The following is a 24,347-nucleotide window of genomic DNA, read 5'->3' on the forward strand; positions in this document are numbered from 1 at the left end:
TTATAGACGTTCGATCACGACGGCCAGCCCCTGGCCGACGCCGATGCACAGGCTGACCACGGCGTAACGGCCGCCACGGCGTTCCAGTTCGCGCAGCGCGGTCAGCGCCAGGCGCGCACCGGAAGCCCCCAGCGGATGGCCCAGGGCAATGGCACCGCCGTTGGGATTGACACGCGGGTCGTCGGCGCGCAAGTCGAGCAGGTGCAGGCAGCCCAGTACCTGGACGGCGAAGGCTTCGTTGATCTCGATCAGGTCCATGTCTGCCAGGCTCAAACCCGCACGCTCCAGCGCCTTGGGAATGGCAAAGGCCGGGCCGATGCCCATCACCCGCGGTGCAACGCCACTGGCAGCGCCAGCGAGGATTCGCCCTCGCGGCTGGACGCCATGGCGCTCACCCAACGCGCGGCTGCCGATCAGCAAGGCCGCCGCACCATCGTTGATGCCCGAGGCGTTGCCAGCGGTGACGACGCCACCGTCAAACAACGGCTTGAGCCTGGCCAGATCCTCGGGATTGGCCTGCGGACGCGGATGTTCATCAGCGGTCACGGTGACGGTGCCCTTGCGACCGGCCGGTGCTTGCAGGGCGAGGATTTCATCGGCGAAGAACCCCTCGGCCAGCGCCTTCGCATAGCGTTGCTGCGAGGCCAGTGCAAACGCGTCAGCCGCCTCGCGCCCGATGCCGTAATCGTGGGCAACGTTGTCTGCCGTTTCCGGCATGGTGTCGTTGCCGTATTGCGCATTGACCTTCGGATTGGGGAAGCGCGCACCGATGGTGGTATCGAAGAGCTTCGCCTCACGGCTGTACGCCGATTCGCTCTTGCTCAACACAAAGGGCGCACGGCTCATGCTTTCTACACCGCCGGCCAGATACAACTCGCCTTCGCCACAGCTGACAGCACGTGCGGCATCGAGCACGGCGGCCAGGCCGCTGGCACACAGGCGATTGACGGTCTGCCCCGGCACGCTGACCGGCAGCCCCGCGGCCAGCAGCGCGTTGCGTGCGACGTTGCGGCTGTCTTCGCCAGCCTGATTGGTGCAGCCGAGGATCACGTCCTCGATCTGATCGGCAGAAAACGGCGAGCGCTCCACCAGGGCCCGCATCAACTGGGCGGCAAGATCATCCGGGCGAACCGGCGCCAGGCCGCCGCCATGGCGACCGAACGGAGTACGCAAACCATCGTAGATATAAGCGTCGAGCATTCTTATTGTTCCTTCCCGTAGTGAGTATCAGGTGTCAGCGGTGAGCAGCGACAAACCCAGGCGGGCGCGGCGCATCAACCAGGGGCTGGGGCGATAACGCGGGTCGCGGTAGTAGTGGTGGAGGTTGTCGAGGATCTGCAGCACGGTGTCGCCGCCGAGCGCATCACCCCACGCCAGCGGACCCAGCGGATAACCCAGGCCGAGGCGAATGGCACTGTCGATGTCTTTCGGGCTGGCCACGCCTTGCTGCGCCATGTCGCAAGCGATGTTGACGATGTGCGCCAGCACCCGCTGCGCAACGAAACCTGCGCTGTCGCGGATCACGCTGACCGGTTTGCCGTCGGCAGCCAGCAGTGCATGGGCAGCATCGCGCCAGCCCGGCGCGGTGATGGTCGTGGTCATCAACACGCGGCGGCGCTCCAGCGGCAGCAGCGTGTCCAGGGCCAGGGTGCGCATCGGGTCGAGTCCTTCGGCGATGGCGGCGTGCGTCGCATCCGTACCCAGCGGCAACACCAGGCACAGCGCGTCGGGGCCTGGCCGCTGGCCCGTCTCGATGTGCGCACCCAGGCGCTGAAGCAGGTCAATCACGGCATCACGGGCGTGGGGCCGCGCAGCGCTGACCCACACCATCGGCAGCTTCACGTCGGGTGCCAGTGCCTCGTCGGGTACCTGCTGCACGCCCTCGACGTAGCGGTAGAAGCCTTGCCCGACCTTGCGCCCGAGCAACCCGGCGTCCAGGCGTTGGCGGGTGATCACCGTCGGGCGATAGCGTGGCTCATGGTAATACTGATCGAAGATCGATTCGGTAACCGGGTGCGAAACGTCCAGCCCGGTGAGATCGAACAGCTCGCACGGCCCCATGCGAAAACCGGCCTGCTCGCGCAGGATGCGATCCAGGGTCAGCGGGTCGGTCACCGACTCGCTCAACACGCGCATGGCCTCGGTGCCATAACCCCGACCGCCATGGTTGACGATGAAACCGGGCGTGTCCTGGGCGCGCACGGCGGTATGACCGAAGCGCTCGCCGAGTGCCAGCAATGTCGCCCCGACCCAGGGTTCGCTCTTGAGGCCATCGATCACCTCGACGATCTTCATCAGCGCCACCGGGTTGAAAAAGTGAAAGCCGCCGACTCGCCCCGGCACGCTACATTGCGCGGCGATGGCGGTCACCGACAGCGACGAGGTGTTGGTGGCCAACAGGCAGTCGTCGGCTACCACGGCTTCAAGGTCGGCGAACAAGGCACGCTTGATCTCGAGGTTCTCGACGATCGCTTCCACCACCAACTGGGCATCGGCCAGCTCGGCCAAGGCGTTCGCCGCCAGCAGATGTTGCGCGGCCACCTGTACCTGCTGCTCGCTCAACTTGCCCTTGGCGCAAAGCTTTTCGAGGGTTGTCACAATCCCTTGGCGGGCGGATTGCGCGGCGCCTTCGCGGCTGTCGAACAGTTGCACCGTTACGCCGGCCAATGCCGCGATCTGCGCGATGCCGGCGCCCATGACACCCGCACCGACCACCGCCATGCGATTGATTTTTCGTGCATTCATGCTCAGTTCCCCGAATAGACCGGCTGGCGTTTCTCGAGGAAGGCGCGCATGCCCTCCTTCTGGTCGGCGGAATCAAAGAGCAGCTGGAAGGCCTTGCGCTCCAGCATCAGCGCGGTGTCCAGCGAGGCGTCCTGGCCTGCCAGCAAGACTTCCTTGATCTGCATCACGGCCAATGGCGGCATGCCGGCAATCTGCGTGGCCAGTTCCAGAGCACGTGCCTGCACCTGGTCGTCCTCCACCACCTCACTGGCCAGGCCCATGCGCAGGGCCTCATCGGCGCTGACCGGCAGGCCGGTGAGCAGCATGCGCATCGCCTGGAACTTGCCGACCGCACGGGTCAGGCGCTGGGTTCCGCCGGCACCGGGCATGATGCCGACACGGATTTCTGGCTGACCAAAACGGGCGCTGCGGCCGGCGACGATCAAGTCGGCATGCATCGCCAATTCACAGCCGCCACCCAGGGCGAAGCCATTGACCGCCGCGATCACCGGTTTCGGGCACTCGGCGATTGCCGCCCACAGCCGTTGCGTCTGGCGCAGGAGCATGTCGATGGCACCGCGCTCAGCCATGTCGCGAATATCCGCGCCGGCGGCGAACACCTGGTCACCGCCGGTGAGCAGGATGCAACGCACTTCAGGATCGACGCCCAGCACGCTGAAGTGTTCCGCCAGTTGCTCACGGACCGCCTGGTTCAGCGCATTGCGCGCCTCAGGTCGGTTGAGGTGGATCCGCGCCACGCCCGTCAAAGGGTGATCGACATAGGTTTCGTTCATAACTGCCTCTTGTTTTTGTTCCGCTATGCGAAACTATGTTTTGCAATTAAAAACAAGCCTACGCAAATTCTCCTGCGCTTTGCAATCACACGAACGCATCACATGACAAACAATAAATTTATGGTTGGATTCATTAGTTCCGCTATGCGAAACTTGATTCTATTTTATTGACTATCGCTTTTCGCCTATGCCAGCATCCGGCCGGCGATCGGCGAGCCACCGTCCGACGCATGAGGATCGACCATGACCAAGCCCACGCCTTTCGACACCGAACTCGACCAGCAAGACCTGGAGCAGGACCGCCAGTTCGTCACCGCCCTCGCCCGTGGCCTGGAGCTGTTGCGCTGCTTTCGCCCGGGCGAGCGTTTGCTGGGCAATCAGGAGCTGGTCGTGCGCAGTGGCTTGCCCAAGGCCACGGTGTCGCGCCTGACCTACACCCTGGTGCGCCTGGGTTACCTGCAATACAACGCCAGCATGGGCAAGTACGCCCTCGACACCGGCGTGCTTGCCCTCGGCTACGCGCACCTCAGCGGGCTGGACATTCGCCGGGCGGCACGACCGCTGATGGCCGAACTCGCCGAGCAGACCCAGACTTCGGTGTCCCTCGGCGCGCGCGATCGCCTGAGCATGGTCTACATCGACAACTGCCAGGGCAGCGGCCCGTTGACCCTGCGCCTGGACATCGGCGCCCGCATTCCCCTGGCGACCACTGCCATGGGCCGCGCCTATCTCGCCGCCTTGCCGGAACAGGAGCGCGATCTGCTGCTCGATCAACTGCGCGCCCGCGACCAGGAGCAATGGCCGGCCATCCGCGAACAACTGGAAAAAGCCTTCCGCCAGTACCAGGACCAGGGCTTCTGCCTGTCCCTCGGTGGCTGGGAAAAGGACATCAACGCCGTTGGCGTTCCATTGATCAAACCCGACGGCTCCGGTGTCGTCGCCTTCAGCTGCGGTGGCCCGGCATTCGCCCTGCGCCAGCACATGCTGGAGGACGACCTGGGGCCACGCCTTTCGCACATGGTGCGCAATGTCCAGGCCAATCTGGGCCGACAATACCAATAAGAGGTCATGCATGATCAACGATCAGGAAACACTCAACCTGCTGCTCGACAATCTGTCGCGCTTCGTCCGCGAGCGCCTGGTGCCCGCCGAGTCCGAAGTCGCGGAAACCGACCGGATTCCCCGGCACATCGTCGATGAGATGCGCGCACTGGGCCTGTTCGGCCTGTGCATCCCGCAGGAATACGACGGCCTCGGCCTGAGCATGGAAGAGGAAGTCCTGGTCGCTTTCGAACTGGGCAAGACTTCGCCTGCGTTCCGTTCCCTGATCGGCACCAACAACGGCATTGGCTCCCAGGGCCTGATCATCGACGGCACCGAAGAGCAGAAACAGCGCTACCTGCCGCGGATGGCCGCCGGCGAACTGATCGGCTCGTTCGCCCTCACTGAACCGGGCGCGGGTTCCGACGCTGCCTCGCTGTCCACCCGTGCCGTGCGCGAGGGGGATTTCTACGTCCTCAACGGCACCAAGCGCTTCATCACCAACGCCCCGCAAGCCGGCATTTTCACGGTAATGGCCCGCACCAGCAGCGAGATCAAGGGCGCCGGCGGTATTTCCGCGTTCATCGTCGAGGCCGGTACGCCGGGGCTGTCGCTGGGCAAGATCGACCAGAAGATGGGCCAGAAAGGCGCGCACACCTGCGATGTCATCTTTGAAAACTGCCGTATCCCTGCCGCCAACCTGATCGGTGGCGTGGAAGGTATCGGCTTCAAGACAGCCATGAAAGTCCTCGACAAGGGCCGCCTGCACATTGCCGCCATTTGCGTCGGTGCGGCCGAACGCATGCTCGACGATGCGCTGACTTACGCTCTGGAGCGCAAGCAGTTCGGCCAGCCGCTGGCCGAGTTCCAGTTGATCCAGGCGATGTTCGCCGACAGCCAGGCGGACATCTACGCCGCCCGCTGCATGGTCATCGACGCCGCACGCAAGCGCGATCTCAAGCAGGACGTGTCCATGGAAGCGTCGTGCTGCAAGATGTTCGCCTCGGAAATGTGCGGCCGCGTGGCCGATCGCGCCGTGCAGATCTTCGGCGGTGCCGGTTACGTCAGCGAATACGGCATCGAGCGCTTCTACCGCGATGTCCGCCTGTTCCGCATCTACGAAGGCACCACACAGATCCAGCAACTGGTGATTGCCCGCCACCTGATTCGTCGCGCGGGGCTCAAATAACATGCTGACCCGTGAAGATGTACTTGCCGGCCAGCCCGATTACCTGCACCAGATCCTCGACCGCCATCCGCCCCGTCACGACGATGCGCCGGCGCTATTCGAGAGCGGACAGACACTCAGCTACGGCCAATTGCGCGAGGCGGTCGCGATGCTGGCCGACCAGTTCGAACGCGACGGTATTCGCGCTGGCGACAGGGTCATGCTGGTCGCAGAGAACAGCGGTTTACTGGTGGCGTCCCTGCTCGCACTCAGTCGCCTGAACGCCTGGTCCGTGGTCGTCAATGCGCGATTGTCGGCGGGTGAGATCGAAAACATTCGCGTCCATTGCAGCGCCCGTCGGGTCTTGTTCGGCAGTGCTGTATCGAGGGATGCCGCCGCCCATGCCGAGCGCGCTGGCGCCGAGCCGCGCATGTCGGACTGCCTGGGCAGCTACCACCTCGGACCGCTGAATGGGGACTGCCAGCCTGAAGTGGTAGAAAACGACCCATCGCGCCAGGTCGCGGTCATGATCTACACCACCGGTACCACCGGCGCGCCCAAAGGCGTCATGCTGACCCACCGCAACCTGCTTTACATTGCCCACTCCGCCAGCCTGCTGCGCCAGCTGTGCAGCCAGGACCGTGTCTACGCGGTGCTGCCGATTTCTCACGTTTATGGCTTGTCGGCAGTCTGCCTCGCCAGCCTGTTCGCCGGCGCAGCGCTGCAACTGGAAGCGCGCTTCGACCCACAAGAACTGGCCCGCGCCCTGCGTGATGACGGCATTACCTTGATGCAAGGCGTTCCGACCATGTACGCCAGGCTGCTTGAGTTGGCGGATGCCGGCCAACTCGAGTTGTTCGCGCCGCAATTGCGCTTCATGTATGCCGGTGGTTCGCCCCTGGACATGACCCTCAAGAACGCAGTCGAACAGCGCTTCGGCCTGACGCTGCACAATGGCTACGGCCTGACCGAAAGCTCGCCCACGGTCAGCCAGACGCGCATCGACGCCCCGCGCAGCGATACCTCCATCGGCCTGCCGATTCCCGGCCTGGACATTCGCCTGATGAACAACGATCGCGACGCCTGCGTAGCGCAGGGCGAAGTCGGCGAGCTGTGGATACGCGGTCCCAATGTGATGAAGGGCTATTACCAATCGCCTGAAAAGACCAAAGAGGTCCTGACGGCAGACGGCTGGCTCAACACCGGCGACCTGGCGCGCCAGGACAGCGATGGCGCGCTCTTCATCGCCGGGCGCAGCAAGGAGTTGATCATCCGTTCCGGGTTCAACGTGTATCCCCCCGAGGTCGAAGCCGTCATAGCAGCCTTTCCGGGCGTGGTGATCGCGGCTGTCGTCGGCCGTCCGGTGGAAGGTAACGAAGAGGTCGTGGCATTCCTTCAGGTCGCCCATCGCGAGTCGTTCGATACGACTGCCTTGAAGACCTTCCTGGCCGAACGCCTTTCTCCCTACAAACGCCCAAGCAAAATTCACGTGCTCGACAGCCTGCCCGCCACCGCGTCGGGCAAGATCCTCAAGCATCAACTCAAGCAACAGGCGCAAGCGCTTTAAATCTATCCGTGACGAGGCATTCGCAACGAATGCCTCGTTATACCCTGGCAGAAACTACCCATGAAACGACTAATAGAAATCCCGGCGAACCGCCTTCCCGCCGAAGGACAGCGCGTCCTGCTACGCCATGAAGAAACGTCAGTGCTGCTGTTCAATATCGCCGGCACCTTGCATGCCATCGACGAGAGTTGCCCGCACAGCGGCGCATCCCTGTTCGCCGGCAAACTGCATGGGAACATGCTGCAGTGCCCGGCCCATGGACTGCGGTTCAACCTGGAAAAGGGTTGCCCGGGCGCGAAGGGAATGGAGGTAAGGACTTATCCCGTCAGCTCCCACGACGAGGTGTGTATCGTGGATCTGTCCGAGGCCACAACGGGCTGAAGGCGGCCGGTGGTCGTTGCATCTCGCTTGCCGCCGGCCTGTGGCTAAGCTTAATGAATCGGGGGAATTGAAACCTGGGTGTTCCCAAAGGAGACGATCATGTATGCCGTGATAAGAACCTACCTGGGTGCTGGAGCAAAGCAGCTTTTCGAGCGATTGGAGGAGCGCAAAACCGACGTCGAAGCCGCCCTGCGTACAGTACCTGGTCTCGTAAGCTACACGCTGCTCAATACCGGTGATGGCGGTACGTCGGTGACTGTCTGCACGGACAAGGCCGGCAGCGATGCGAGCTTGAAAGTTGCACGTGAGTGGATTCAGAAAAATGCATCGGATATCCACGCGGACCCGCCGATCGTGACGGAAGGCCCGGTCCTTGTGCAGATCAAGTAACGCGTCCTTGCGATTGCCCCCTAGAGCGCTGCCTCGATTTTTCGCGCCGCCGCCTCATCGACCCAGGCGTGCCACACCTGCGGGTACTCCTTGAGGAACATCCTGGCCAGCTTGGGTGACTCGATGCGCTCGCGGGTCATCCTCGCCAGGTTCTGGTTCAGCAGATCGATGGGAATATTGACCTTTTCCAGCACCGCGACCAGCTCGGGCGCCTGGTCATGAAACGCCTTGGAGAGCCCGACCATGGTGACCACGTCCTTGTTGGCGCCGGTCTTTTCCTCCAGCCTTATCGCATCGACCTGGCCCATCAACGGAGTCGGTGACCAGTAGTAGAACAGCACCGGTTCGCCGCGCTTGTAGCTGGACAGCACAGCGGCATCCAATGCCGCACCGGTGCCCGGGCGGAAGTTCGTGAAGGTGTTTTCAAGGCCATACTCTTTCAACATCTCGGTATTGTCCTGTTCACAAATCCAGCCCGCGGGGCAGTTGTAGAACCGGCCTTTGGAGGGCTCCTCCGAATCGCGAAAAATACCCGGGTACCTGCTCAGGTCGGCGACCGTCCTGAGGTCGGGCGCCTGCGCCGGCCGCTTGCGTTTGGCGTCCCCCTCCACGACATAACGCGGCACATACCAGCCCTGGGTCGCACCGACGATCGGCGCACCCACCCCGACCACCTTGCCGGCTGCCGCGGCCTTCTTCCAGACCTCGCTGCGCTCCATCCACTCTTCGCCAAACACTTGAATATCGTTGCCGGCCAGGGCAGTCTCGAGAATGATGGTGTTACCCACCAACTGATCCGTTGCACAGCCATAACCTTCCTTGAGCACGATCATCATGATGTCGGTGAGGAGCATCCCGCTCTCCCAGTTCAGACCGGCAAACTTCACAGGCCGGCCCGATTCACACCACCCTGCGGCCTGGCTGCCGGCACTGCCAACGAGCAAGCCAAGGGTGAGCAACGAAGCCAGCAAACTCTTCCTGTTTTTCATGATCAGACGCTCCGAATCATTATTATTGGGGGCAGCGAACTGTTGTGTGCGACACACGTGAAGCGAAGGAATCAATCAATTGCTTTTCTTGTTATGGGTGACACTCAAACCAGGGGATCGACGGTGGTGCGTCCGTAGAACAACTGGCGGGCATAGGCACTGAATTCGACATTGGGCTGGTCCACGTAGGCGAACACCGCGTTGAGCCGCAACCTCTCCCCTTGCACCGGCGTCACTCGGTGCAATGAATAGCGGCCGCGGAACAATGTCAGGGTACCGGGTACTTGAGGCAACACCTCTATCTGCTGAGTTTGCGGCTCATCGAGGAACTGCCTGACCGCGTCGTAGCAATCGTCGTGTTCATTGCGCAGCATGCGCACATACTCGAAATCCCCGCCGGCGGCCGCCGCCTGGAGGGACAGCGTGACGCTGAAGTCGGAACGATCAAAATGCCAGCCCAATTGCTGCCCTGCCGTGAAGCCCTGCAGGTTAAGGGCTGCCAGGGGATCGGCGTGACGATAAAGCGTCTCCAGGTTCAACACATCCCGGATGAACGTCAGCACCTCGTCCGATTGGTAAATCTGCCGGATCAAGTTGTCGCCGGGAATGTCAGCGTAGGCGACCGTGTCTTTTTCCGTCTCCATCAAGCGCTGCAGCGGATGCCCTGGGTCAACGCCTTCCTCCTGGGGCTTGAAGTAGACCGTATGTTTTTCCCGAAAATGAAACATGCGCGGGTGCAGTGCGAGGGTTTGATCCGCCATCGCCGCGACCGATTCATCGCGAATGAAACCCGGAAATATCGCAACGCCTTCTTGTCCCAGCAACGACTGACTGCGGGCAACCAGTGCCAGATAAGCGGGGTTGGTGCGGTCGGTAATGGGGTAACGCGCAAGATCGATCAAATCGCCAAGGGCTGGTGCAGGTTTGCTAGGCAGGGTGGTCATGGTTGTTGTTCTCCGGTGGCTCTGCTGGATTCAGATTGCATCGACCGAAAAAACAAGTCACGCTCATAATTTTACGCAATTTTGTGAATTATTTTCAGGTCGGCCACCATGAGACTCACGCTGGATCACCTTGTGATGCTGCAAACCCTGTCCCAAGTCGATTCGATTACGGCGGTGGCCGAGCGTTTATGGCTGACACCCTCTGCCGTCAGTCACCGCATCCGTGAAGCGGAGCGGCGGCTGGGTGTGAGCCTGACGGAAAGGTCCGGCGGCAAATTGAGACTCAGCCCTGCGGGCGTGCGCCTGGAGCGAGCCGCCAAGGACATCATCGCCATTCTGAATGAAGCCGAGTCCGAAGCCAGGTCCATGGCCGGCGGTGTCACGGCCTTTGTGCGCATGGGGGTCACCTCCTACGGCCCGTTCCGCTGGATTCCGAAATTCATCAAGCATTACTCGAGCCTTCGACCGGATATCGAAATAACCCTGGTGACCGTGCCCCGCGATGATGTTTACGCGAGCCTGATGCAAGGGCGGCTTGATGTGTCCATCATCGATGACGGCATGGTGCCCAGCGGGGTGGCAAAACTGCCGCTGTTTCGCGACGACCTGATCGCGATCATGGCCACCGACCATCCGCTTGCGCAAAGAAGGAACATCTACGCCGAAGACTTCAAGACCTACAACCTGGTGACGTACTCGACCGATCGCGCCAGTGGCTGGGAATACGATCGATTCTTCGCCCCCGCGAGCATCTTGCCGCGGCGCATGATCACGGTTGAGTTGATCGAAGCCATCGTCGAACTGGTTCGCTCAGGCTACGGCATCAGCATCTTGCAACGCGATCTGGTGACCCCCAGCCTTGAGCGTGGGGAACTGGCCTGGGCGGCCCTGAACGACGGCCTTGATATCGCCTGGAACGCTATCGTTCGCCCCTCAGAGCGGGAAGACAGCGAGGTCAACAAAATGGTGACAGAGCTGGACACCTGGATTAAACAGGCTGGAAATCCTGGCCACGGCTAAATCGGCGTTTTGCACGTCAACCAGGCCCCCCAGAAAAGGCTGCTGAAGAAACGGGTGGTGTCGCCAAATCCGCTGTCATGCAAAAGTTTTTGCACCGCCGCCTCGGAATGTGGAGGGTCAGCGCCTTGCAGGATTTTCCCAAGCTTGACCTTCACTTCCTCCGGGCTGGCTCCATGCTGGCGCCAGCGTTGTCCCCAGGCAGCAAGCAGTAACGGCTGGCTGGCATAAGCATACTGATTGCCCGCAACAATCAGCGGCGCATCAGGTTTGAGATGAGATCGAATGGCTCGCAGGATCTGTCGCTTGGCCTCATCCCCATCGAGATGATGGAGCACGCCGATCAAGGTCGCTGCATCGTAGGACTCGTCTGCCGCCAGGTCTTCCACGTGGCCATGATGCAGGGTGGTTCTTTCAAGCAGGTTGTTGGCCTCCAGCTGCTGCTTCGCCGCCGCCAGCATCGGCTCGGACGGATCAACGGCTATGAAGCGCCAACCCGGCTCAAGCCTGGCCATCGCGATGATTTCCTGCGCAGTACCGCCAGCGCCAACCACCAGTACTTTTGCCGTACCGGTGTTGCCCAGGCTTGCCGCCAGCATGCAAGCAGCCAGGTCCTGGCAGGCGTCATACCCTGCCAGCGCGATACGGCTCTGTCGTGCGTACTCGTCGGCTCGTGACGTATCGAATTTTTCGGCAGCGTTCGAAGGGGATGATTTCAAGGCGGTTCTCCATGTCCTGAAATCAAAACTACTTCACACCAGGCAATAATAAAAATTCATTAATTTTATGTCATGCATTCCTGAAAGGAATGCATGACTCGAAGGATTACTCTCGTTCGGCACGATCAAAACCAAGCCCCGAAGGGTTCGGGGCTTGATGAGTCAGACCGCATCAGGGCTTGCGGCCTCCACCTCCGCTCATCCCACCGTCATTGCGTCCCTTGTCAGATTGATCGCGATCAAGATTGCTGTCGCGTCCGCTACCTTGCCCAGTGCTGGACGATTGGTCAGCCCTGTTGGCTTGTTGTCCACCTGAAGCCTGGCCGCCTCTTTGGCCTGGTTTGGACATGTTTTCCTTATCGTCGGCAAATTCGCCGCCGCGATTGCCTTGCCCGCCTCCGGACATGCGATCGCTATCGCGCGTTTGTTGTCCACCGGAAGCCTGACCGCCTTTTTTACCGGCTTCATTAGTCTTGTCCCAGTCACTGCCGGGATTTTTATTTCCTGTATTGGCCATTTTCATTCACCTCTACATCGTTGGCACGAGCTTGGGCTCGTATACGTCGGAGGACGCACAAAACAGAAAGTTTGAACGGAAATATCGCGCTCGCGACGAGTGGATTCGGGCATTTGGTTCCATCGAAAACGGACGCATTCGATGGACGGCGAGAGCTCATGAGGCGGCAAGAAGATCAAAAGCCAAAGCAACAGCGAGGCGGCCTGACAGCCAACCTGATTGCAGGTGTCCCCGCTTTCCCCTGTGGGAGCCAGCCTGCTGGCGATGGACTTCCAGGCGACGCGTTCATCCAGACAAGGCGCGTTATCGTTGACGTCCATCGCCAGCAGGCTGGCTCCCACAGGGAATCAGGTGCAGCAATAAAAGTCAGGTCGGCTTTAAGGCCGCCTCGCTTTTGTTTTTGATCTGGGTGCCCCGTTAACCACGATGGCCGAACGCAGGCATTGCGCAGTGGGGAAACCGGCAGGACGCCGGTTTAGCCGCGCTGGGCCATGGATGGCCCATCGCGGCGACCCACGGAGCAATGCCGGAGAGAGGGCATGCCGAGCCTAAGCGAGGCACCGAGTGGTGGGGCAAAGCCTTTTGGTTCCTTTTTGGCGTTTGAAAAAGGGACTCGCCGTAAGGGCGAAACCATAAGTGGCCGTTACCGCAGCAACGGATATGTACACAGACAGCAAGGACCAACGTTGGTATTGGCGCCGACGGAGGTAGTCACATGAGGCGCCCATCTGCAACAGTTTCAAGATCAGACGCCCGATGTTTACTAGACTTGATATCGCATGGAAGTCTTCCACGCCCCACAGGTAATCAATCGATGACTGAACACATCGTGCATTTTCATTGCCAAATCGATCAGGGCACCACTGAGCGCTTCCGCGACTGCTGCCTCGAAGCCATCGAACAAGGCGCCACCTCCCTGCTACTCAACCTGTCAACGTGTGGGGGGAGCACCAACTTTGGCTTCACCCTCTACACCTTCCTGAAGTCACTGCCGGTACCGCTGTGCGCGATCAACGCAGGCAATATCGAGTCAATGGGCATCATCATGTTCCTGGCGGCAGGCCGGCGTATCACTTCACCCCACTCACGCTTCCTGATTCACCCGATGAACTGGTACTTCAGCCAAAAATCGGTCGACCATCAGCGCCTGCGTGAATACCTGTCGAGCCTCGACAACGACCTTGCGCGCTACGTGAAGATCTTCACCCTCGAAACGGCGGACGCAGAGACCAAGCTCGACATTTTCCATTGCCTTTCAGCCGAAGAAAAAGTCATCGCTGCACACGAATCCCTGGCCTACGGCATTGCCCATGAAATGAAGCAGATGATGTTCGCCGATGATGTCAAACACTGGAAAGTCAGCGGTGGATGAACCGGGCGCACGGCCATGGATCTGATATTCCTGGGTACCTCATCAGGCGTTCCGACCCGAAATCGAAATGTGAGTGGCACCGCGCTCATAGAGTCCTCTGGCGGGGGCTGGTACCTGGTAGATTGCGGTGAAGCCACGCAGCATCAAGTGATGCGCACCCCGCTGTCTTTACAAGCGCTGCGCGGATGCTTCATCACCCATGTCCATGGCGATCATTGCTTCGGCTTGCCCGGCTTGCTGGCCAGCGCCGGCATGTCGGGCCGTGTCGAACCACTGGATATCGTGATGCCGGTTGCGCTCCATCCCTGGCTACGCCTGAGCCTGACCGTCAGCAAATCCTGGCTGCCCTTCGAATTGCACCTGCATGCGAGCGAAACCTTCGATGGCTGGCAAAATGCAACGGTTCAGGTCGACAGCGTTGCCCTCTCCCATCGCGTTCCGAGCCAGGGCTTTGTTTTTACCGAATCGGATCCTCATCCGCGACTGGATACCCAACGCCTGGAGGCCGAAGGGATTCCCCGTGGGCCGATGTGGGGCGAGTTGGCCCATGGACGTGAGGTTGAACACGCCGGGCGCCTGTTTCGCGCCGAGCAATTTCTGCGCCCTGCGCGCCCCGCTCAACGCATTATCATCTGCGGCGATAACGATACCCCCGAGCTGTTGGCGCAAGTGGCCGACGGTGCCGATGTGCTGGTACATGAAGCGACCTTCACCCAGGCATTGATCGATCACAATCAGGAGGCTTACGGGCACAGCAGTGCCGCCGCCGTGGCGCGTTTCGCCGAGTTGGCAGGCATTCCCAACCTCGTTCTGACTCACTTCAGCGCACGCTACCAGGACAATCCCGAGCGAAGTCCGTCCATCGAAGACATCTACAAGGAAGCCGCAGCGCACTTCACCGGCAAGCTATTGCTGGCTCGGGATCTGCAGCGCTATCACCTCGACCGGGACGGTCGATTGGACGTCGTTATGGGCCGTTTGGCGTAAGGGTGATCGATTCTTCACTTGCACATTACATATGGATATCCGTATATTTGATTATCCATATGTAATAGGCTACTGCAATGATCACCCCTCCCGAGGTATTCAAGAGCCTGGCTGACGAGACGCGTACCCGCGCCACCCTGCTGATCGCCAATCAGGGCGAGCTGTGTGTCTGCGAGCTGATGTGCGCCCTGGACGACAGCCAACCGAAGATCAGCCGCCATCTCGCGCAACTGCGCAGCAGCGGACTGCTGCTCGATCGCCGTCAGGGGCAGTGGGTTTACTACCGTCTCAATCCGGACCTGCCCGCCTGGGTGCACGAAATCTTGCAGGTTACCTTGAAGGCCAATTCCGATTGGCTGCAGAACAATGCTTCGCGCCTGCAGAACATGGACGGACGTCCTGTGCGTGATGCCGCCTGTTGCTGAATCCCTGATCGAGTGAATTTTCAATGCTGGTTGCCGCTTCTGTTTTTGTCTTCACCCTCATACTGGTCATCTGGCAACCCAAGGGGCTCGGCGTCGGCTGGAGTGCCTCTGCCGGTGCGCTGATCGCGTTGGCGGTGGGTGCCGTATCGCTGCAGGATATTCCCACGGTGTGGGCCATCGTCTGGAACGCCACCGCTACCTTTATCGCCATCATCGTTATCAGCCTGTTGCTGGATGAAGCCGGCTTCTTCAAATGGGCCGCCCTGCATGTGGCGCGCTGGGCGAACGGCAGCGGCTACCGGTTGTTCGCCTTTTGCGTGCTGCTGGGCGCGGCGGTCTCCGCGCTGTTTGCCAACGACGGCGCGGCGCTGATCCTGACGCCCATTGTCATGTCCATGCTGCTGGCGCTGCGGTTCTCGCCTGCCGCGACCCTGGCCTTCGTGATGGCCGCCGGATTCATTGCCGACACCGCCAGCCTGCCACTGGTGGTGTCTAACCTGGTGAACATCGTGTCCGCCGATTACTTCGGGCTGGGCTTCGCCGAGTACGCCTGGGTGATGGTGCCGGTCAATCTGGTCAGCGTCGCCGCCACCTTGCTGATGCTCTTTTTGTACTTCCGCCGGGACTTGCCGCCGCGCTATTCAGTCGAGGCCTTGCAGACGCCTGCAACGGCGATTCACGATCCCGCCACCTTCTTCGTGGGTGGGTGGATCCTGGTTGTCCTGCTGCTCGGCCTGTTCGTCCTCGAGCCGCTGGGTGTTCCCATCAGCGCGGTGGCCGCGGCCTGTGCGGCGATCCTGTTCGCGGTTGCGGCCAAGGGTCACCGGATTTCCACCCGGCGCGTGTTGCGTGAAGCACCCTGGCACGTCGTGGTGTTCTCCCTGGGCATGTACCTGGTGGTGTATGGCCTGAAGAACGCGGGGCTGACCGATTCACTCACCCATGTGCTCGACCGTTTGGCCGAACTGGGCCTGTGGGGTGCCACCCTGGGCACCGGCCTGCTGGCCGCGCTGCTGTCGTCGGTGATGAACAACATGCCCAGCGTGCTGATCGGCGCCTTGTCGATCCAGGCCAGCGGCGCGGAAGGTATCGTTCGCGAGGCGATGATCTACGCCAACATCATCGGCTGCGACCTCGGCCCGAAAATCACCCCCATCGGCAGCCTCGCCACCCTCCTCTGGCTGCACGTGCTTGAACGCAAGGGCATGCGCATCACCTGGGGCTACTACTTCAAGGTCGGGATCGTGCTGACCCTGCCGATTCTGTTGATCACCCTGTCGGCCCTGGCACTACGCCTGAGCCTGAGTCTTTGATGGCCGCCCCAAGCGGCAGGAGCAAAACCATGCGAGTCCTGTTCATGTGCACGGCCAACAGCTGTCGCAGCATTCTCTCCGAAGCCATGTTCAATCACCTGGCACCGGATGGATTCGAAGCGGTGAGCAGCGGAAGTTTCCCTAAGGGCCAGGTGCTGCCTCGCAGTCTCACCACCTTGCAGAATGCTGGCATTGGCATCGACGGCTTGAGCAGCAAGGGCAACGACGCGTTCGAGGGCAACCCGCCGGATATCGTCATTACCGTGTGCGACAAGGCGGCGGGCGAATCCTGCCCGGTGTACTTCGGCCCGGCCGTGAAAGCTCATTGGGGCCTGGAAGATCCTTCCGATGTCGTGGGTGATGAAGCGGTCGTCGACGCCGCCTTCCGTGCCACCCTGGCGCGCATCGAACAACGCTGCAAGGCCTTCCTCGCCCTGCCCTTGACCACCCTCGGCCGCGATGAACTCAAGCGCGAGCTGGATCGAATCGGCTCGCTCTGAGCAGGAGGATACATGTCAGACGCTCTTCCCAATCTTGACCTGGCGCTGTTCGACGGTGCGCAGATCCCGCATCAGCCCACTGCTCACAAGCCACGCATCCTGCTGCTGTACGGCTCGAACCGCGAGCGTTCGTTCAGTCGCCTGCTGGTCGAAGAAGCCGCGCGGTTGCTGGAGCACTTCGGTGCAGAAACGCGCATCTTCAATCCGTCAGGTTTGCCGCTGCCCGACGACGCTCCCGTCGCACATCCCAAGGTCCAGGAACTGCGCGAACTGATGCAGTGGTCCGAAGGCCAGGTCTGGTGTTCGCCGGAACGCCATGGCGCGATGTCGGCCGTGTTCAAGGCGCAGATCGACTGGGTGCCCCTGGAGCTCGGCGCCGTGCGCCCCACCCAGGGCAAGACGCTGGCGGTGATGCAGGTGTGTGGTGGCTCGCAGTCGTTCAACGTGGTCAATCAGCTGCGGGTGCTGGGGCGTTGGATGCGCATGTTCACCATCCCCAACCAGTCCTCGGTAGCGAAGGCCTACATGGAGTTCGATGAGGCCGGTCGGATGAAGCCGTCGGCGTACTACGACCGGGTCGTCGACGTGATGGAAGAACTGGTGAAATTCACCCTGCTGCTGCGCGACCGCCAAGCGTTCCTGGTGGATCGCTACTCTGAACGCAAGGAGACGGCCGACCAGCTCATGGCCCGGGTCAATCAGCGCTCCATCTGAGGTGGGTACCGTCACCCCTTGTCCACGAAACTGAAAGGCCTGGGCCATAATGACCTGTCATGCACAGCCATCGGCGGGAACCTTTCAGATGATCTCGATCGAACTGCACGCGGCCCGGCGCGACGAGCTGCAGACCATTGAAAACCTGATGCAGTTCTACACCTATGACTTCAGCGAGTGGTTGCCGCTGACACTGGGTGAGCATGGCTTCTACAGTCTCGCGCCGCTCTCGGACTACTGGCGAAAACCCGCGACCCAGGCGTTCCTGATCCGGGTCGACGGGGAACTGGCCGGGTTCGTCACCGTGGATGATGAAATCCACGTGCCCGATGCCCGCTACAACATCGGTTACCTGTTCGTCACTCGGCGCTTTCGTGGCCAGGGTGTCGCCAGGTTTGTCGTGTCCACCCTGTTGAACCGCCACCCGGGTCGATGGCAGATTTTCCACGTCGAGGCGAACCAGCCGGCACGGCTGTTCTGGGCGGCCGTGATACCTGAGGTGACGCAAGACCGATTCAGCGTTCATCGGCTGTTTATCCAAGGGTTGCCGTGCACCGTTTACTGTTTTGAAAAAGCGTAAGCCTCCCCCCGCCTTAAACAATCCTCAACCAAGGCCAGCGAGCCTGATAGCTTTTCGCTTTCTGCTCAAACAGTTCAGGCCTGGGGTTTGCCGGATTGATGCGCAGCAAGCCCTGCTCCACATCCGCCAGTCCGTAGGGGGCATAGACCTCGCCGGTGGCGACATCCAGGCCGATGCAAGTGCCCGCCACCAGGTAGCGATCAATCCCGTCCCTGGCCGATTCGAGCCTGGGGTAAGCCCCGCCAAAGCGCTGACGATACCAAAGGTGCACGCGCGCCTGATTCTTGAGCTCGACGTTGACCCCAAGGTCCTGGAAGAGATGTCGGGCCCGCTGGATGACCTCGTTCTCGGCCTCCCAGGACAGGTCGGTATCAAAGTAGAAAACGTCGTAATCCTTGATGCTCCACGCAGGGTCGCGTTGCGCCTGTTGATTCCATACCGCCTGGAACAGGCAGCCTGCCGTGAGCAGGCACTGGTCCAGGCCGAGCGCAGGCAAGCGTGAGGTCAATTGCGCGTTGATCGGGTTGGTCATCGCGATGTCAACCAACCTTTGGGCCGTCAATGTCATGGTTCATTCCTTGCCAACCGATTCAGTCCTGGCGCCCAAGTTACAACAAAACCATGACAGGGCTGCACTCAGTATTGCATCTCGGCCACCAGCAGCTTCACCAACGCCGCGGCCGGCAGTTCCCGCGCCAGCGGTGCTCCCTGCCCGGCCCACTGCACGGCAAAATCGCTATTGGCCTGGGCAGCTGCCGCGACGTTCAGCGCCTTGTTGGCGTCATAGGTGAACGGATAGTCCGGCAAGGCGATGCCTGCCCCTTCGAGACTGGTGAAGTTGCGATTGACCATGCCCCGGGCCGGACGGCCGGAGATGACGCTGGTGACGCGCGTCTGATGCGCGCGCGGCCCCTTGAGCGCTTCCCGATAGGCAACGTTCGCCGACGACTCCGGGCAGAGTATGAACGCTGTGCCTAACTGCGCGGCGCTCGCGCCCAACTGCATGACAGCGTTAATACCTGCGCCATCCATGATGCCGCCTGCCGCAATTACTGGCAGCCGACAGGCATCGACCAGTACCCGCACCAAAGCCAGGGTGCCCATCTGCAAATCCTGCTGCGAATCGAAGACCCCGCGATGCCCGCCGGCCTCGTAACCCTGGGCCACCAGGGCATGCACCCCGGCGTGCTGCGCCGCCAGCCCTTCGGCCAGGTTGGTGACCGAGCACAGCAGCACGATGCCGGCGGCCTTGAGTGCATCGATGGCCGGTTGTGCAGGCAGGCCGAAATGGAAGCTGACCACCGCCGGCTTTTCCTCCAGTAGCATCTGCAGCATCTCGGCATCTTCAACGAACGAGGTGTAGATCTCCCGCAGCGACACGGGTGGCTCGGCGGCAAATTCGGCGAAAAACCCTGCCAGAAATTGCAGCCACCGCGATTCCCGCTCGGCATCCCGGACAGCAGGCTGGTGGCAGAACACATTCACATTGAAGGGTTTGCCGGTCTGCGCCGCCGTCTCACGCAGCATGGCCCGCGCCTGCTCGACATTGCTCGCGCCAATGCCGATGGAACCCAGCCCGCCTGCATTAGACACCGCCGCCGCGAGCCTGGGGGTGGAGACACCCACCATCGGCGATTGAATGATCGGCAATTGGATGCTCAATAGGGACAACAGAGGATTGGACATGGCAGCACCTGGACCTGACGGATGAAAGTGAACGCTGGAACTCTGCGCTGGACAGCGTGCAAGCCCGAGCTTGCACGCCCTCCAACCCGAAAACGCGTGAAGGCTACTTGGAGGTCGGCATGGCGAACTCGGCGCCCTTGGCGATGCTGTTCGGCCAGCGCTGCATGACCGACTTCTGCTTGGTGTAGAAACGCACACCCTCTTCGCCATAGGCGTGCATGTCACCGAACAGCGAGCGCTTCCAGCCACCGAAACCGTGCCACGCCATCGGCACCGGAATCGGCACGTTGATGCCGACCATGCCCACCTGGATGCGGGTCGCGAACTCACGGGCGATGTGGCCGTCGCGGGTGTAGCAAGCGGTGCCATTGCCGAATTCATGGGCATTGACCAGATCAACCGCCTCGGCAAAATCCTTGACCCGCATGCACGCCAGCACCGGACCGAAGATTTCCTCCTGGTAGATCTTCATCTCGGGGGTGACATGGTCGAACACCGTGCCACCAAGCCAGAAGCCCCCGGCACAATCGGCACCGGCCTGCGAGCCATCGAAGTCTCGGCCGTCGACCAGCATCTCGGCGCCTTCGGCGATGCCTTGCTCGATATAGCCGGTGATGCGCTGGTGCGCCACTCGGGAGACGATCGGGCCCATTTCCGCGGCCAGGTTCATGCCCTCGAGGATCTTCAGCGTCCGGGTGCGCTCCACCAGTTTGGGGATGACCTTGTCGGCCACATCACCGACGAACACCGCCACCGAAATCGCCATGCAGCGCTCGCCGGCAGAACCGAAGGCCGCGCCGATCAGCGCATCGACCACCTGCTCGACGTCGGCGTCGGGCATCACCACCATGTGGTTCTTCGCCCCGCCCAACGCCTGCACACGCTTGCCGTGGCGAGCACCGGTCTCGTAGATGTAGTTGGCGATCGGCGTCGAGCCGACAAAACTCACGGCCTTGACTTCAGGGTGGTCGAGCAGCGCATCCACCGCTTCTTTATCACCCTGCACCACGTTGAACACACCGTCGGGCAGCCCGGCCTCCTTGAACAACTCGGCGATCAGCAGCGAGGGCGAAGGATCGATCGGGCTCGGCTTGAGCACGAAGGTGTTGCCGCAGGCGATGGCCACCGGGAACATCCACATCGGCACCATCACCGGGAAGTTGAACGGCGTGATACCGGTCACCACGCCCAGGGACTGGCGCAGGGTCCAGTTGTCGATGTTGGTCGAGACCTGCTCGGTGTAGTCGCCCTTGAGCAGTTGCGGGATGCCGCAGGCAAATTCGACCACCTCAATGCCGCGCGTCACTTCGCCCTGGGCATCGGTGAAGACCTTGCCGTGTTCGGTGGTGATCATCCGGGCCAGGGTGTCGCGGTGCTCGTTGAGCAGCGCGAGGAACTTGAACAGGATGCGCGCGCGGCGCAACGGCGGCGTCGCCGACCAGGCTGGAAATGCCCCGGCGGCCGACTGCACCGCGGCGTCGACGTCAGCCGCGCTGGCCAGGGCCACCTTGCCGATCACCGCACCGGTGGCGGGGTTGGTGACTTGCTGCGAGCGACTGGAAGTGCCGGGTGTCAGGCGACCGTGGATGTAGTGTGCGATGTCTGCTGGCTGGTTGCTCATGGCGGGTGTCCCCTGGTGGTGGATAAGAGCCATCTCTTGTTGTTGTCAGGCCGGGGCTGTTGAGCGCTCCCGACATGGCCAAGGTAGGCCCGCCGATAAATCATGTAAAATGATGATTAATGATCATATGGATCATATTTTATGAAGCAACCACTTCGCCCGCTCGCCCAGGCGGCGCTTCCAGTCCGCAGCCAGGCCGACGCTGTCCGCCAGCGCCAGCAAATCGTCGATCAGTGGCCGGTGCGACAATTGCACCTGCCAGAACTGGTCGATGGAAAAGCGTTCGTTGTGCCGTTCCAGCAACTCAATGCGGTCCCCCGCTTGCAGCAAGCCCGGCTCGAGCACCCGGTAATACCAGCCGGTGATCCGCTCCCGGGCGACGAACATCGACATATGCTCGGCGTCAAAACGATGGTTGATCTTCCAGCAGGGACTGCGCGGCTGAGAGACCTGTAAGAGGCTGCTGCCGATGCGGAACACGTCGCCGATGTGCACGTTGAGCTCCGAAAGCCCGAACGCGGAAATGTTCTCCCCCAGGCTGCCCGCGACCAATTGCGCGGCACTGGGCGCAAAGGCCTGCCTCAGGCGCTGGTAGTTTTGCGCCGCATACTGATGCACGGCCTTTTCCGGGCCGCCGTGCACCCGGGTGTCGCCGTGCTGGTCGCCGACGATGCCGTGCAGCTCCACGCGTACCGGGCCTGCCTGGGGTTGCTTGAAGATGCCCGTGCGCTGCCCTTCGGGCTGCAACACTCCCAGGCCTCCTGCGAAGACATGGTCGATTGTCGAAGTCGGTGTCATGGGTAGACCTGCGCTCTTTACCTGATTTCGGCCACTTTACTAATCGCCAAGAAAGATCGTAAAGTGATGGTTAAACATGGCAACAATCACTTTTTCTGATAGATGGTGACGATCATGGAAATGCGCCAACTGAAGATTTTCTGCGCCGTGGCCGAACTGGGCAGCTTCACCGCCGCCGCGTTGCAGGTGAATACCGTGCAGTCCAACGTCACCATGCGCGTCAAGGAACTGGAAGCCGAACTCAATCGCGAACTGTTCATCCGCAGGAAGTCCGGGGTGGTACTCACCTCGGCGGGCGAGACCTTTCTCGGTTATGCGCGGCGCATCCTGCAACTCACAGACGAAAGCCGCAGCGCCCTGATGGACACCGGCAGCCCGACCGGCCTGCTCAGGCTGGGCTCGATGGAAACCACCGCCGCCATTCGCTTGCCGCAAGTGCTGACTCGCTACCGCGAGCAGTACCCCGACGTGCAGTTGTCGTTGCTGACCGGCACCACGGTCGAGTTGATCAAGGCCATTGAATCTCATCGCCTCGACGGTGCCTTCGTCGGCGGCTTCCACCAGAACTCGGCGCTGGCCCAGGAAGAGGTGTTCTGCGAAGAGTTGGTGCTGGTCAGCAGCAACCAGTTCGAAACGCTGCCGGCGCTGATCGATAAAATGCCCCAGCAGACCGTGCTGGTGTTCCGCACCGGCTGCTTCTATCGCTCGACCCTGGAAAACTGGTTCTACCAGGTGGGACTGGTGCCCAACCAGATCATGGAACTGGGCACGCTCGACGGCATCCTGTCGTGTGTGGCGGCGGGCATGGGCGTGACCCTGCTGCCCAAGGCCATCGCGGAAAACTGCAGCGTGCGCCATGCAATCCGCTGCCACACCCTGCCGGCGGAATTCGCCAATGTCTCCACGGTGTTCATCCGCCGCAACGATACGATGATCACCTCGGCGATGAGTGCGTTCATCGGCCTGGCGCAACAACAGATCGCCAAGCCTGCGACCGCACACGGCCCCCTGTAGGAGCGAGGCTTGCCCGCGAAGAACGATAACGCGGTGCGGCAGTTACACCGCAGCGCTTGGTTCGCCGGCAAGCCTGGCTCCTACAGTGGGCCATCGGTCATTCAGCCCAACGCGGTGGCACGATTGATTTCGCCGAACGCCAGGCGGGTGATCGGCGCCAGGCCACTCGTCAGCTCCGCCACCCGCTCCGCCGCCGGCACGACACTGTGGATCTTGCCCACCCCCTGCCCCGCATACAGCGACAACTTCTGTGCCATCCGCGGTTTGTCGATCGCCCGGGCGCCTCCGCCGATCAAGCGCAGCAAATTCCACTTGTCCCGATTGGGGATCACCCGGTGCGGCGTGCCGTAGGTCCAGCCGAAGGAATAGCCGGTGCGGTACTCGGTGTCATCGGTGCTCGCTTCGACGATCTTCTGCTTGTACAGCGGATGGGCGTTGGACTCATCGGTGGCAATGAACGCCGTGCCCACCACCACCCCCGATGCACCCAGCGACATCAGTGCGCGCACGTCGTCGCCGTGGGTGATGCCACCGGCCGCCAGCACCGGCTTGCCCTCGGCGACCGCCAGGATCGACGTCAACAACGGCATGATGCCGATCGTGCCGCGATTGAGGTGCCCACCACTTTCACTGCCCTGGGCGATGATGATGTCCGCGCCCTGGGCGATGGCGATGCGGGCCAGCTCCACCGTCCCTGCTTGCACCATGACCAGCAGCCCGGCGTCTTTCGCTCGGGGAATCATGTCGGCGGCATACTTCTCGGCATAAAACAGCGACAGCAATTTGGGCTTTTCCTTGAGAATCACCTGAAACTGCGCTTCGAAAACATCCGGTCCACCGAACTGCGGCACCAGGTTCACCCCGAAGGGCTGGTCGGTCAGCGCACGCGTTTCCTCGATCCAGCGACGCAAGGCCAAGGGCGGCAGGCGCAAGCCGCCGAGCACGCCCATGCCCCCGGCGTTGGCCACTGCCGCGACCAGTTGCGGGCCGGAAATGGCGGCCATGCCGCCGAGGAATATCGGGTACTCCACGCCGCAGAGCCGGGTGACGACATTACCCGAAAAACCGGTTTTGTCCTGTTTCATG

Annotated in this window: 26 protein-coding genes; 14 read left to right on the forward strand and 12 right to left on the reverse strand. The window is 61.6% G+C overall.

Translation table 11 applies throughout. The features are described 5' to 3' along the window. Genes OH720_RS19330 through OH720_RS19340 form a run of 3 tightly spaced genes read right to left on the reverse strand, consistent with a single transcriptional unit; the run spans position 1 to position 3,518 of the window. Entirely contained in the window at positions 1-1,200 is a 1,200-nt protein-coding gene (locus tag OH720_RS19330) for a 3-oxoadipyl-CoA thiolase (protein ID WP_272602492.1), read from the reverse strand. Positions 1,201-1,227: 27 nt separating this feature from the next. Beyond that, on the reverse strand, positions 1,228-2,745 hold the full coding sequence (locus OH720_RS19335) for a 3-hydroxyacyl-CoA dehydrogenase (RefSeq protein WP_272602493.1): 1,518 nt from the start codon (positions 2,743-2,745) through the stop codon (positions 1,228-1,230). A gap of 2 nt (positions 2,746-2,747) precedes the next feature. After that, on the reverse strand, positions 2,748-3,518 hold the full coding sequence (locus OH720_RS19340) for an enoyl-CoA hydratase (protein WP_272602494.1): 771 nt from the start codon (positions 3,516-3,518) through the stop codon (positions 2,748-2,750). Positions 3,519-3,761: 243 nt separating this feature from the next. Between OH720_RS19340 and OH720_RS19345 the strand changes: the two genes are divergently transcribed. The 5 genes from OH720_RS19345 (at position 3,762) to OH720_RS19365 (ending at position 8,065) form a co-directional block, all read left to right on the forward strand. After that, positions 3,762-4,580, forward strand: coding sequence for an IclR family transcriptional regulator (locus tag OH720_RS19345; RefSeq protein ID WP_272602495.1), 819 nt, complete (start codon positions 3,762-3,764; stop codon positions 4,578-4,580). A gap of 10 nt (positions 4,581-4,590) precedes the next feature. Next, positions 4,591-5,748: an acyl-CoA dehydrogenase family protein gene (locus OH720_RS19350; protein WP_272602496.1), complete on the forward strand. Its 1,158-nt coding sequence runs from the start codon at positions 4,591-4,593 to the stop codon at positions 5,746-5,748. A 1-nt stretch (position 5,749) separates the two neighbouring features. Then, positions 5,750-7,294, forward strand: a complete 1,545-nt coding sequence (locus OH720_RS19355) for a class I adenylate-forming enzyme family protein (RefSeq protein ID WP_272602497.1) — start codon at positions 5,750-5,752, stop codon at positions 7,292-7,294. A gap of 60 nt (positions 7,295-7,354) precedes the next feature. Next, entirely contained in the window at positions 7,355-7,675 is a 321-nt protein-coding gene (locus OH720_RS19360; protein WP_272602498.1) for a Rieske (2Fe-2S) protein, read from the forward strand. A 99-nt stretch (positions 7,676-7,774) separates the two neighbouring features. After that, positions 7,775-8,065: a hypothetical protein gene (locus OH720_RS19365; RefSeq protein ID WP_008055884.1), complete on the forward strand. Its 291-nt coding sequence runs from the start codon at positions 7,775-7,777 to the stop codon at positions 8,063-8,065. Positions 8,066-8,085: 20 nt separating this feature from the next. Here the strand turns inward: OH720_RS19365 and OH720_RS19370 are convergent, their stop codons facing one another. Then, positions 8,086-9,054, reverse strand: coding sequence for an ABC transporter substrate-binding protein (locus OH720_RS19370; RefSeq protein ID WP_272602499.1), 969 nt, complete (start codon positions 9,052-9,054; stop codon positions 8,086-8,088). A 104-nt stretch (positions 9,055-9,158) separates the two neighbouring features. Further along, entirely contained in the window at positions 9,159-9,998 is an 840-nt protein-coding gene (locus tag OH720_RS19375; protein ID WP_272602500.1) for a HalD/BesD family halogenase, read from the reverse strand. A gap of 108 nt (positions 9,999-10,106) precedes the next feature. On the opposite strand from OH720_RS19375, the gene OH720_RS19380 reads away from it, so the two are divergent. After that, on the forward strand, positions 10,107-11,018 hold the full coding sequence (locus OH720_RS19380; RefSeq protein WP_008055881.1) for a LysR family transcriptional regulator: 912 nt from the start codon (positions 10,107-10,109) through the stop codon (positions 11,016-11,018). Here the strand turns inward: OH720_RS19380 and OH720_RS19385 are convergent. Together OH720_RS19385 and OH720_RS19390 are read right to left on the reverse strand one after the other, a co-directional pair. Then, positions 11,015-11,734 (reverse strand): class I SAM-dependent methyltransferase, encoded by a 720-nt coding sequence (locus OH720_RS19385; protein ID WP_272602501.1) that lies wholly within the window; start codon positions 11,732-11,734, stop codon positions 11,015-11,017. The two genes, OH720_RS19380 and OH720_RS19385, sit on opposite strands and share 4 nt — an antisense overlap. 172 nt (positions 11,735-11,906) lie before the next feature. Beyond that, a complete protein-coding gene (locus tag OH720_RS19390; RefSeq protein WP_442967204.1) occupies positions 11,907-12,257 on the reverse strand; it encodes a stress protein in 351 nt (116 codons plus the stop codon). Between the two features lie 808 nt (positions 12,258-13,065). Between OH720_RS19390 and OH720_RS19395 the strand changes: the two genes are divergently transcribed. The 7 genes from OH720_RS19395 (at position 13,066) to OH720_RS19425 (ending at position 18,142) form a co-directional block, all read left to right on the forward strand. Next, entirely contained in the window at positions 13,066-13,623 is a 558-nt protein-coding gene (locus tag OH720_RS19395; protein WP_272602502.1) for an ATP-dependent Clp protease proteolytic subunit, read from the forward strand. 15 nt (positions 13,624-13,638) lie between these two features. Then, complete coding sequence (locus OH720_RS19400; RefSeq protein WP_272602503.1) at positions 13,639-14,610, forward strand: ribonuclease Z; 972 nt, start codon at positions 13,639-13,641, stop codon at positions 14,608-14,610. 77 nt (positions 14,611-14,687) lie between these two features. After that, the gene (locus OH720_RS19405; protein WP_008063688.1) at positions 14,688-15,035 is read left to right on the forward strand and encodes a metalloregulator ArsR/SmtB family transcription factor; all 348 of its coding nucleotides are present in this window, start codon (positions 14,688-14,690) and stop codon (positions 15,033-15,035) included. Positions 15,036-15,058: 23 nt separating this feature from the next. Next, entirely contained in the window at positions 15,059-16,348 is a 1,290-nt protein-coding gene (locus OH720_RS19410; protein ID WP_272602504.1) for an arsenic transporter, read from the forward strand. Positions 16,349-16,377: 29 nt separating this feature from the next. Beyond that, entirely contained in the window at positions 16,378-16,848 is a 471-nt protein-coding gene (locus tag OH720_RS19415; RefSeq protein ID WP_272602505.1) for an arsenate reductase ArsC, read from the forward strand. Between the two features lie 12 nt (positions 16,849-16,860). Then, on the forward strand, positions 16,861-17,562 hold the full coding sequence (arsH, locus tag OH720_RS19420; protein ID WP_272602506.1) for an arsenical resistance protein ArsH: 702 nt from the start codon (positions 16,861-16,863) through the stop codon (positions 17,560-17,562). Between the two features lie 88 nt (positions 17,563-17,650). Beyond that, positions 17,651-18,142, forward strand: coding sequence for a GNAT family N-acetyltransferase (locus tag OH720_RS19425; RefSeq protein ID WP_272602507.1), 492 nt, complete (start codon positions 17,651-17,653; stop codon positions 18,140-18,142). Positions 18,143-18,155: 13 nt separating this feature from the next. Here the strand turns inward: OH720_RS19425 and OH720_RS19430 are convergent, their stop codons facing one another. The 4 genes from OH720_RS19430 to OH720_RS19445 all read right to left on the reverse strand — a co-directional run bounded on the left by OH720_RS19430 (position 18,156) and on the right by OH720_RS19445 (position 22,199). Further along, the gene (locus OH720_RS19430; protein ID WP_272602508.1) at positions 18,156-18,710 is read right to left on the reverse strand and encodes a nucleotidyltransferase family protein; all 555 of its coding nucleotides are present in this window, start codon (positions 18,708-18,710) and stop codon (positions 18,156-18,158) included. A 68-nt stretch (positions 18,711-18,778) separates the two neighbouring features. Then, positions 18,779-19,828, reverse strand: coding sequence for an NAD(P)H-dependent flavin oxidoreductase (locus tag OH720_RS19435; protein WP_272602509.1), 1,050 nt, complete (start codon positions 19,826-19,828; stop codon positions 18,779-18,781). A gap of 103 nt (positions 19,829-19,931) precedes the next feature. Beyond that, a complete protein-coding gene (locus tag OH720_RS19440) occupies positions 19,932-21,449 on the reverse strand; it encodes a CoA-acylating methylmalonate-semialdehyde dehydrogenase (RefSeq protein WP_272602510.1) in 1,518 nt (505 codons plus the stop codon). A 132-nt stretch (positions 21,450-21,581) separates the two neighbouring features. Then, positions 21,582-22,199 (reverse strand): MOSC domain-containing protein, encoded by a 618-nt coding sequence (locus OH720_RS19445; RefSeq protein ID WP_272602511.1) that lies wholly within the window; start codon positions 22,197-22,199, stop codon positions 21,582-21,584. A 162-nt stretch (positions 22,200-22,361) separates the two neighbouring features. Between OH720_RS19445 and OH720_RS19450 the strand changes: the two genes are divergently transcribed. Further along, positions 22,362-23,261, forward strand: a complete 900-nt coding sequence (locus OH720_RS19450; protein ID WP_272602512.1) for a LysR family transcriptional regulator — start codon at positions 22,362-22,364, stop codon at positions 23,259-23,261. A gap of 101 nt (positions 23,262-23,362) precedes the next feature. Here the strand turns inward: OH720_RS19450 and OH720_RS19455 are convergent, their stop codons facing one another. Further along, positions 23,363-24,346: an NAD(P)H-dependent flavin oxidoreductase gene (locus tag OH720_RS19455; protein WP_272602513.1), complete on the reverse strand. Its 984-nt coding sequence runs from the start codon at positions 24,344-24,346 to the stop codon at positions 23,363-23,365. Between the last annotated feature and the right edge of the window lies 1 nt (position 24,347).

The sequence above is a fragment of the Pseudomonas sp. WJP1 genome (assembly GCF_028471945.1).
GTDB lineage: Bacteria > Pseudomonadota > Gammaproteobacteria > Pseudomonadales > Pseudomonadaceae > Aquipseudomonas.

What these genes read in the sequence shown, in the direction of transcription:
- OH720_RS19405 (WP_008063688.1), top strand. Translation starts at nt 14,688, where the DNA reads ATGATCACCCCTCCCGAGGTATTCAAGAGCCTGGCTGACGAGACGCGT.
- OH720_RS19380 (WP_008055881.1), top strand. Translation starts at nt 10,107, where the DNA reads ATGAGACTCACGCTGGATCACCTTGTGATGCTGCAAACCCTGTCCCAA.
- OH720_RS19390 (WP_442967204.1), bottom strand. Translation starts at nt 12,257, where the DNA reads ATGAAAATGGCCAATACAGGAAATAAAAATCCCGGCAGTGACTGGGAC.
- OH720_RS19455 (WP_272602513.1), bottom strand. Translation starts at nt 24,346, where the DNA reads ATGAAACAGGACAAAACCGGTTTTTCGGGTAATGTCGTCACCCGGCTC.
- OH720_RS19330 (WP_272602492.1), bottom strand. Translation starts at nt 1,200, where the DNA reads ATGCTCGACGCTTATATCTACGATGGTTTGCGTACTCCGTTCGGTCGC.
- OH720_RS19400 (WP_272602503.1), top strand. Translation starts at nt 13,639, where the DNA reads ATGGATCTGATATTCCTGGGTACCTCATCAGGCGTTCCGACCCGAAAT.
- arsH (WP_272602506.1), top strand. Translation starts at nt 16,861, where the DNA reads ATGTCAGACGCTCTTCCCAATCTTGACCTGGCGCTGTTCGACGGTGCG.
- OH720_RS19335 (WP_272602493.1), bottom strand. Translation starts at nt 2,745, where the DNA reads ATGAATGCACGAAAAATCAATCGCATGGCGGTGGTCGGTGCGGGTGTC.
- OH720_RS19345 (WP_272602495.1), top strand. Translation starts at nt 3,762, where the DNA reads ATGACCAAGCCCACGCCTTTCGACACCGAACTCGACCAGCAAGACCTG.
- OH720_RS19340 (WP_272602494.1), bottom strand. Translation starts at nt 3,518, where the DNA reads ATGAACGAAACCTATGTCGATCACCCTTTGACGGGCGTGGCGCGGATC.
- OH720_RS19360 (WP_272602498.1), top strand. Translation starts at nt 7,355, where the DNA reads ATGAAACGACTAATAGAAATCCCGGCGAACCGCCTTCCCGCCGAAGGA.
- OH720_RS19375 (WP_272602500.1), bottom strand. Translation starts at nt 9,998, where the DNA reads ATGACCACCCTGCCTAGCAAACCTGCACCAGCCCTTGGCGATTTGATC.
- OH720_RS19370 (WP_272602499.1), bottom strand. Translation starts at nt 9,054, where the DNA reads ATGAAAAACAGGAAGAGTTTGCTGGCTTCGTTGCTCACCCTTGGCTTG.
- OH720_RS19435 (WP_272602509.1), bottom strand. Translation starts at nt 19,828, where the DNA reads ATGTCCAATCCTCTGTTGTCCCTATTGAGCATCCAATTGCCGATCATT.
- OH720_RS19410 (WP_272602504.1), top strand. Translation starts at nt 15,059, where the DNA reads ATGCTGGTTGCCGCTTCTGTTTTTGTCTTCACCCTCATACTGGTCATC.
- OH720_RS19355 (WP_272602497.1), top strand. Translation starts at nt 5,750, where the DNA reads ATGCTGACCCGTGAAGATGTACTTGCCGGCCAGCCCGATTACCTGCAC.
- OH720_RS19440 (WP_272602510.1), bottom strand. Translation starts at nt 21,449, where the DNA reads ATGAGCAACCAGCCAGCAGACATCGCACACTACATCCACGGTCGCCTG.
- OH720_RS19395 (WP_272602502.1), top strand. Translation starts at nt 13,066, where the DNA reads ATGACTGAACACATCGTGCATTTTCATTGCCAAATCGATCAGGGCACC.
- OH720_RS19430 (WP_272602508.1), bottom strand. Translation starts at nt 18,710, where the DNA reads ATGACATTGACGGCCCAAAGGTTGGTTGACATCGCGATGACCAACCCG.
- OH720_RS19350 (WP_272602496.1), top strand. Translation starts at nt 4,591, where the DNA reads ATGATCAACGATCAGGAAACACTCAACCTGCTGCTCGACAATCTGTCG.
- OH720_RS19425 (WP_272602507.1), top strand. Translation starts at nt 17,651, where the DNA reads ATGATCTCGATCGAACTGCACGCGGCCCGGCGCGACGAGCTGCAGACC.
- OH720_RS19415 (WP_272602505.1), top strand. Translation starts at nt 16,378, where the DNA reads ATGCGAGTCCTGTTCATGTGCACGGCCAACAGCTGTCGCAGCATTCTC.
- OH720_RS19450 (WP_272602512.1), top strand. Translation starts at nt 22,362, where the DNA reads ATGGAAATGCGCCAACTGAAGATTTTCTGCGCCGTGGCCGAACTGGGC.
- OH720_RS19365 (WP_008055884.1), top strand. Translation starts at nt 7,775, where the DNA reads ATGTATGCCGTGATAAGAACCTACCTGGGTGCTGGAGCAAAGCAGCTT.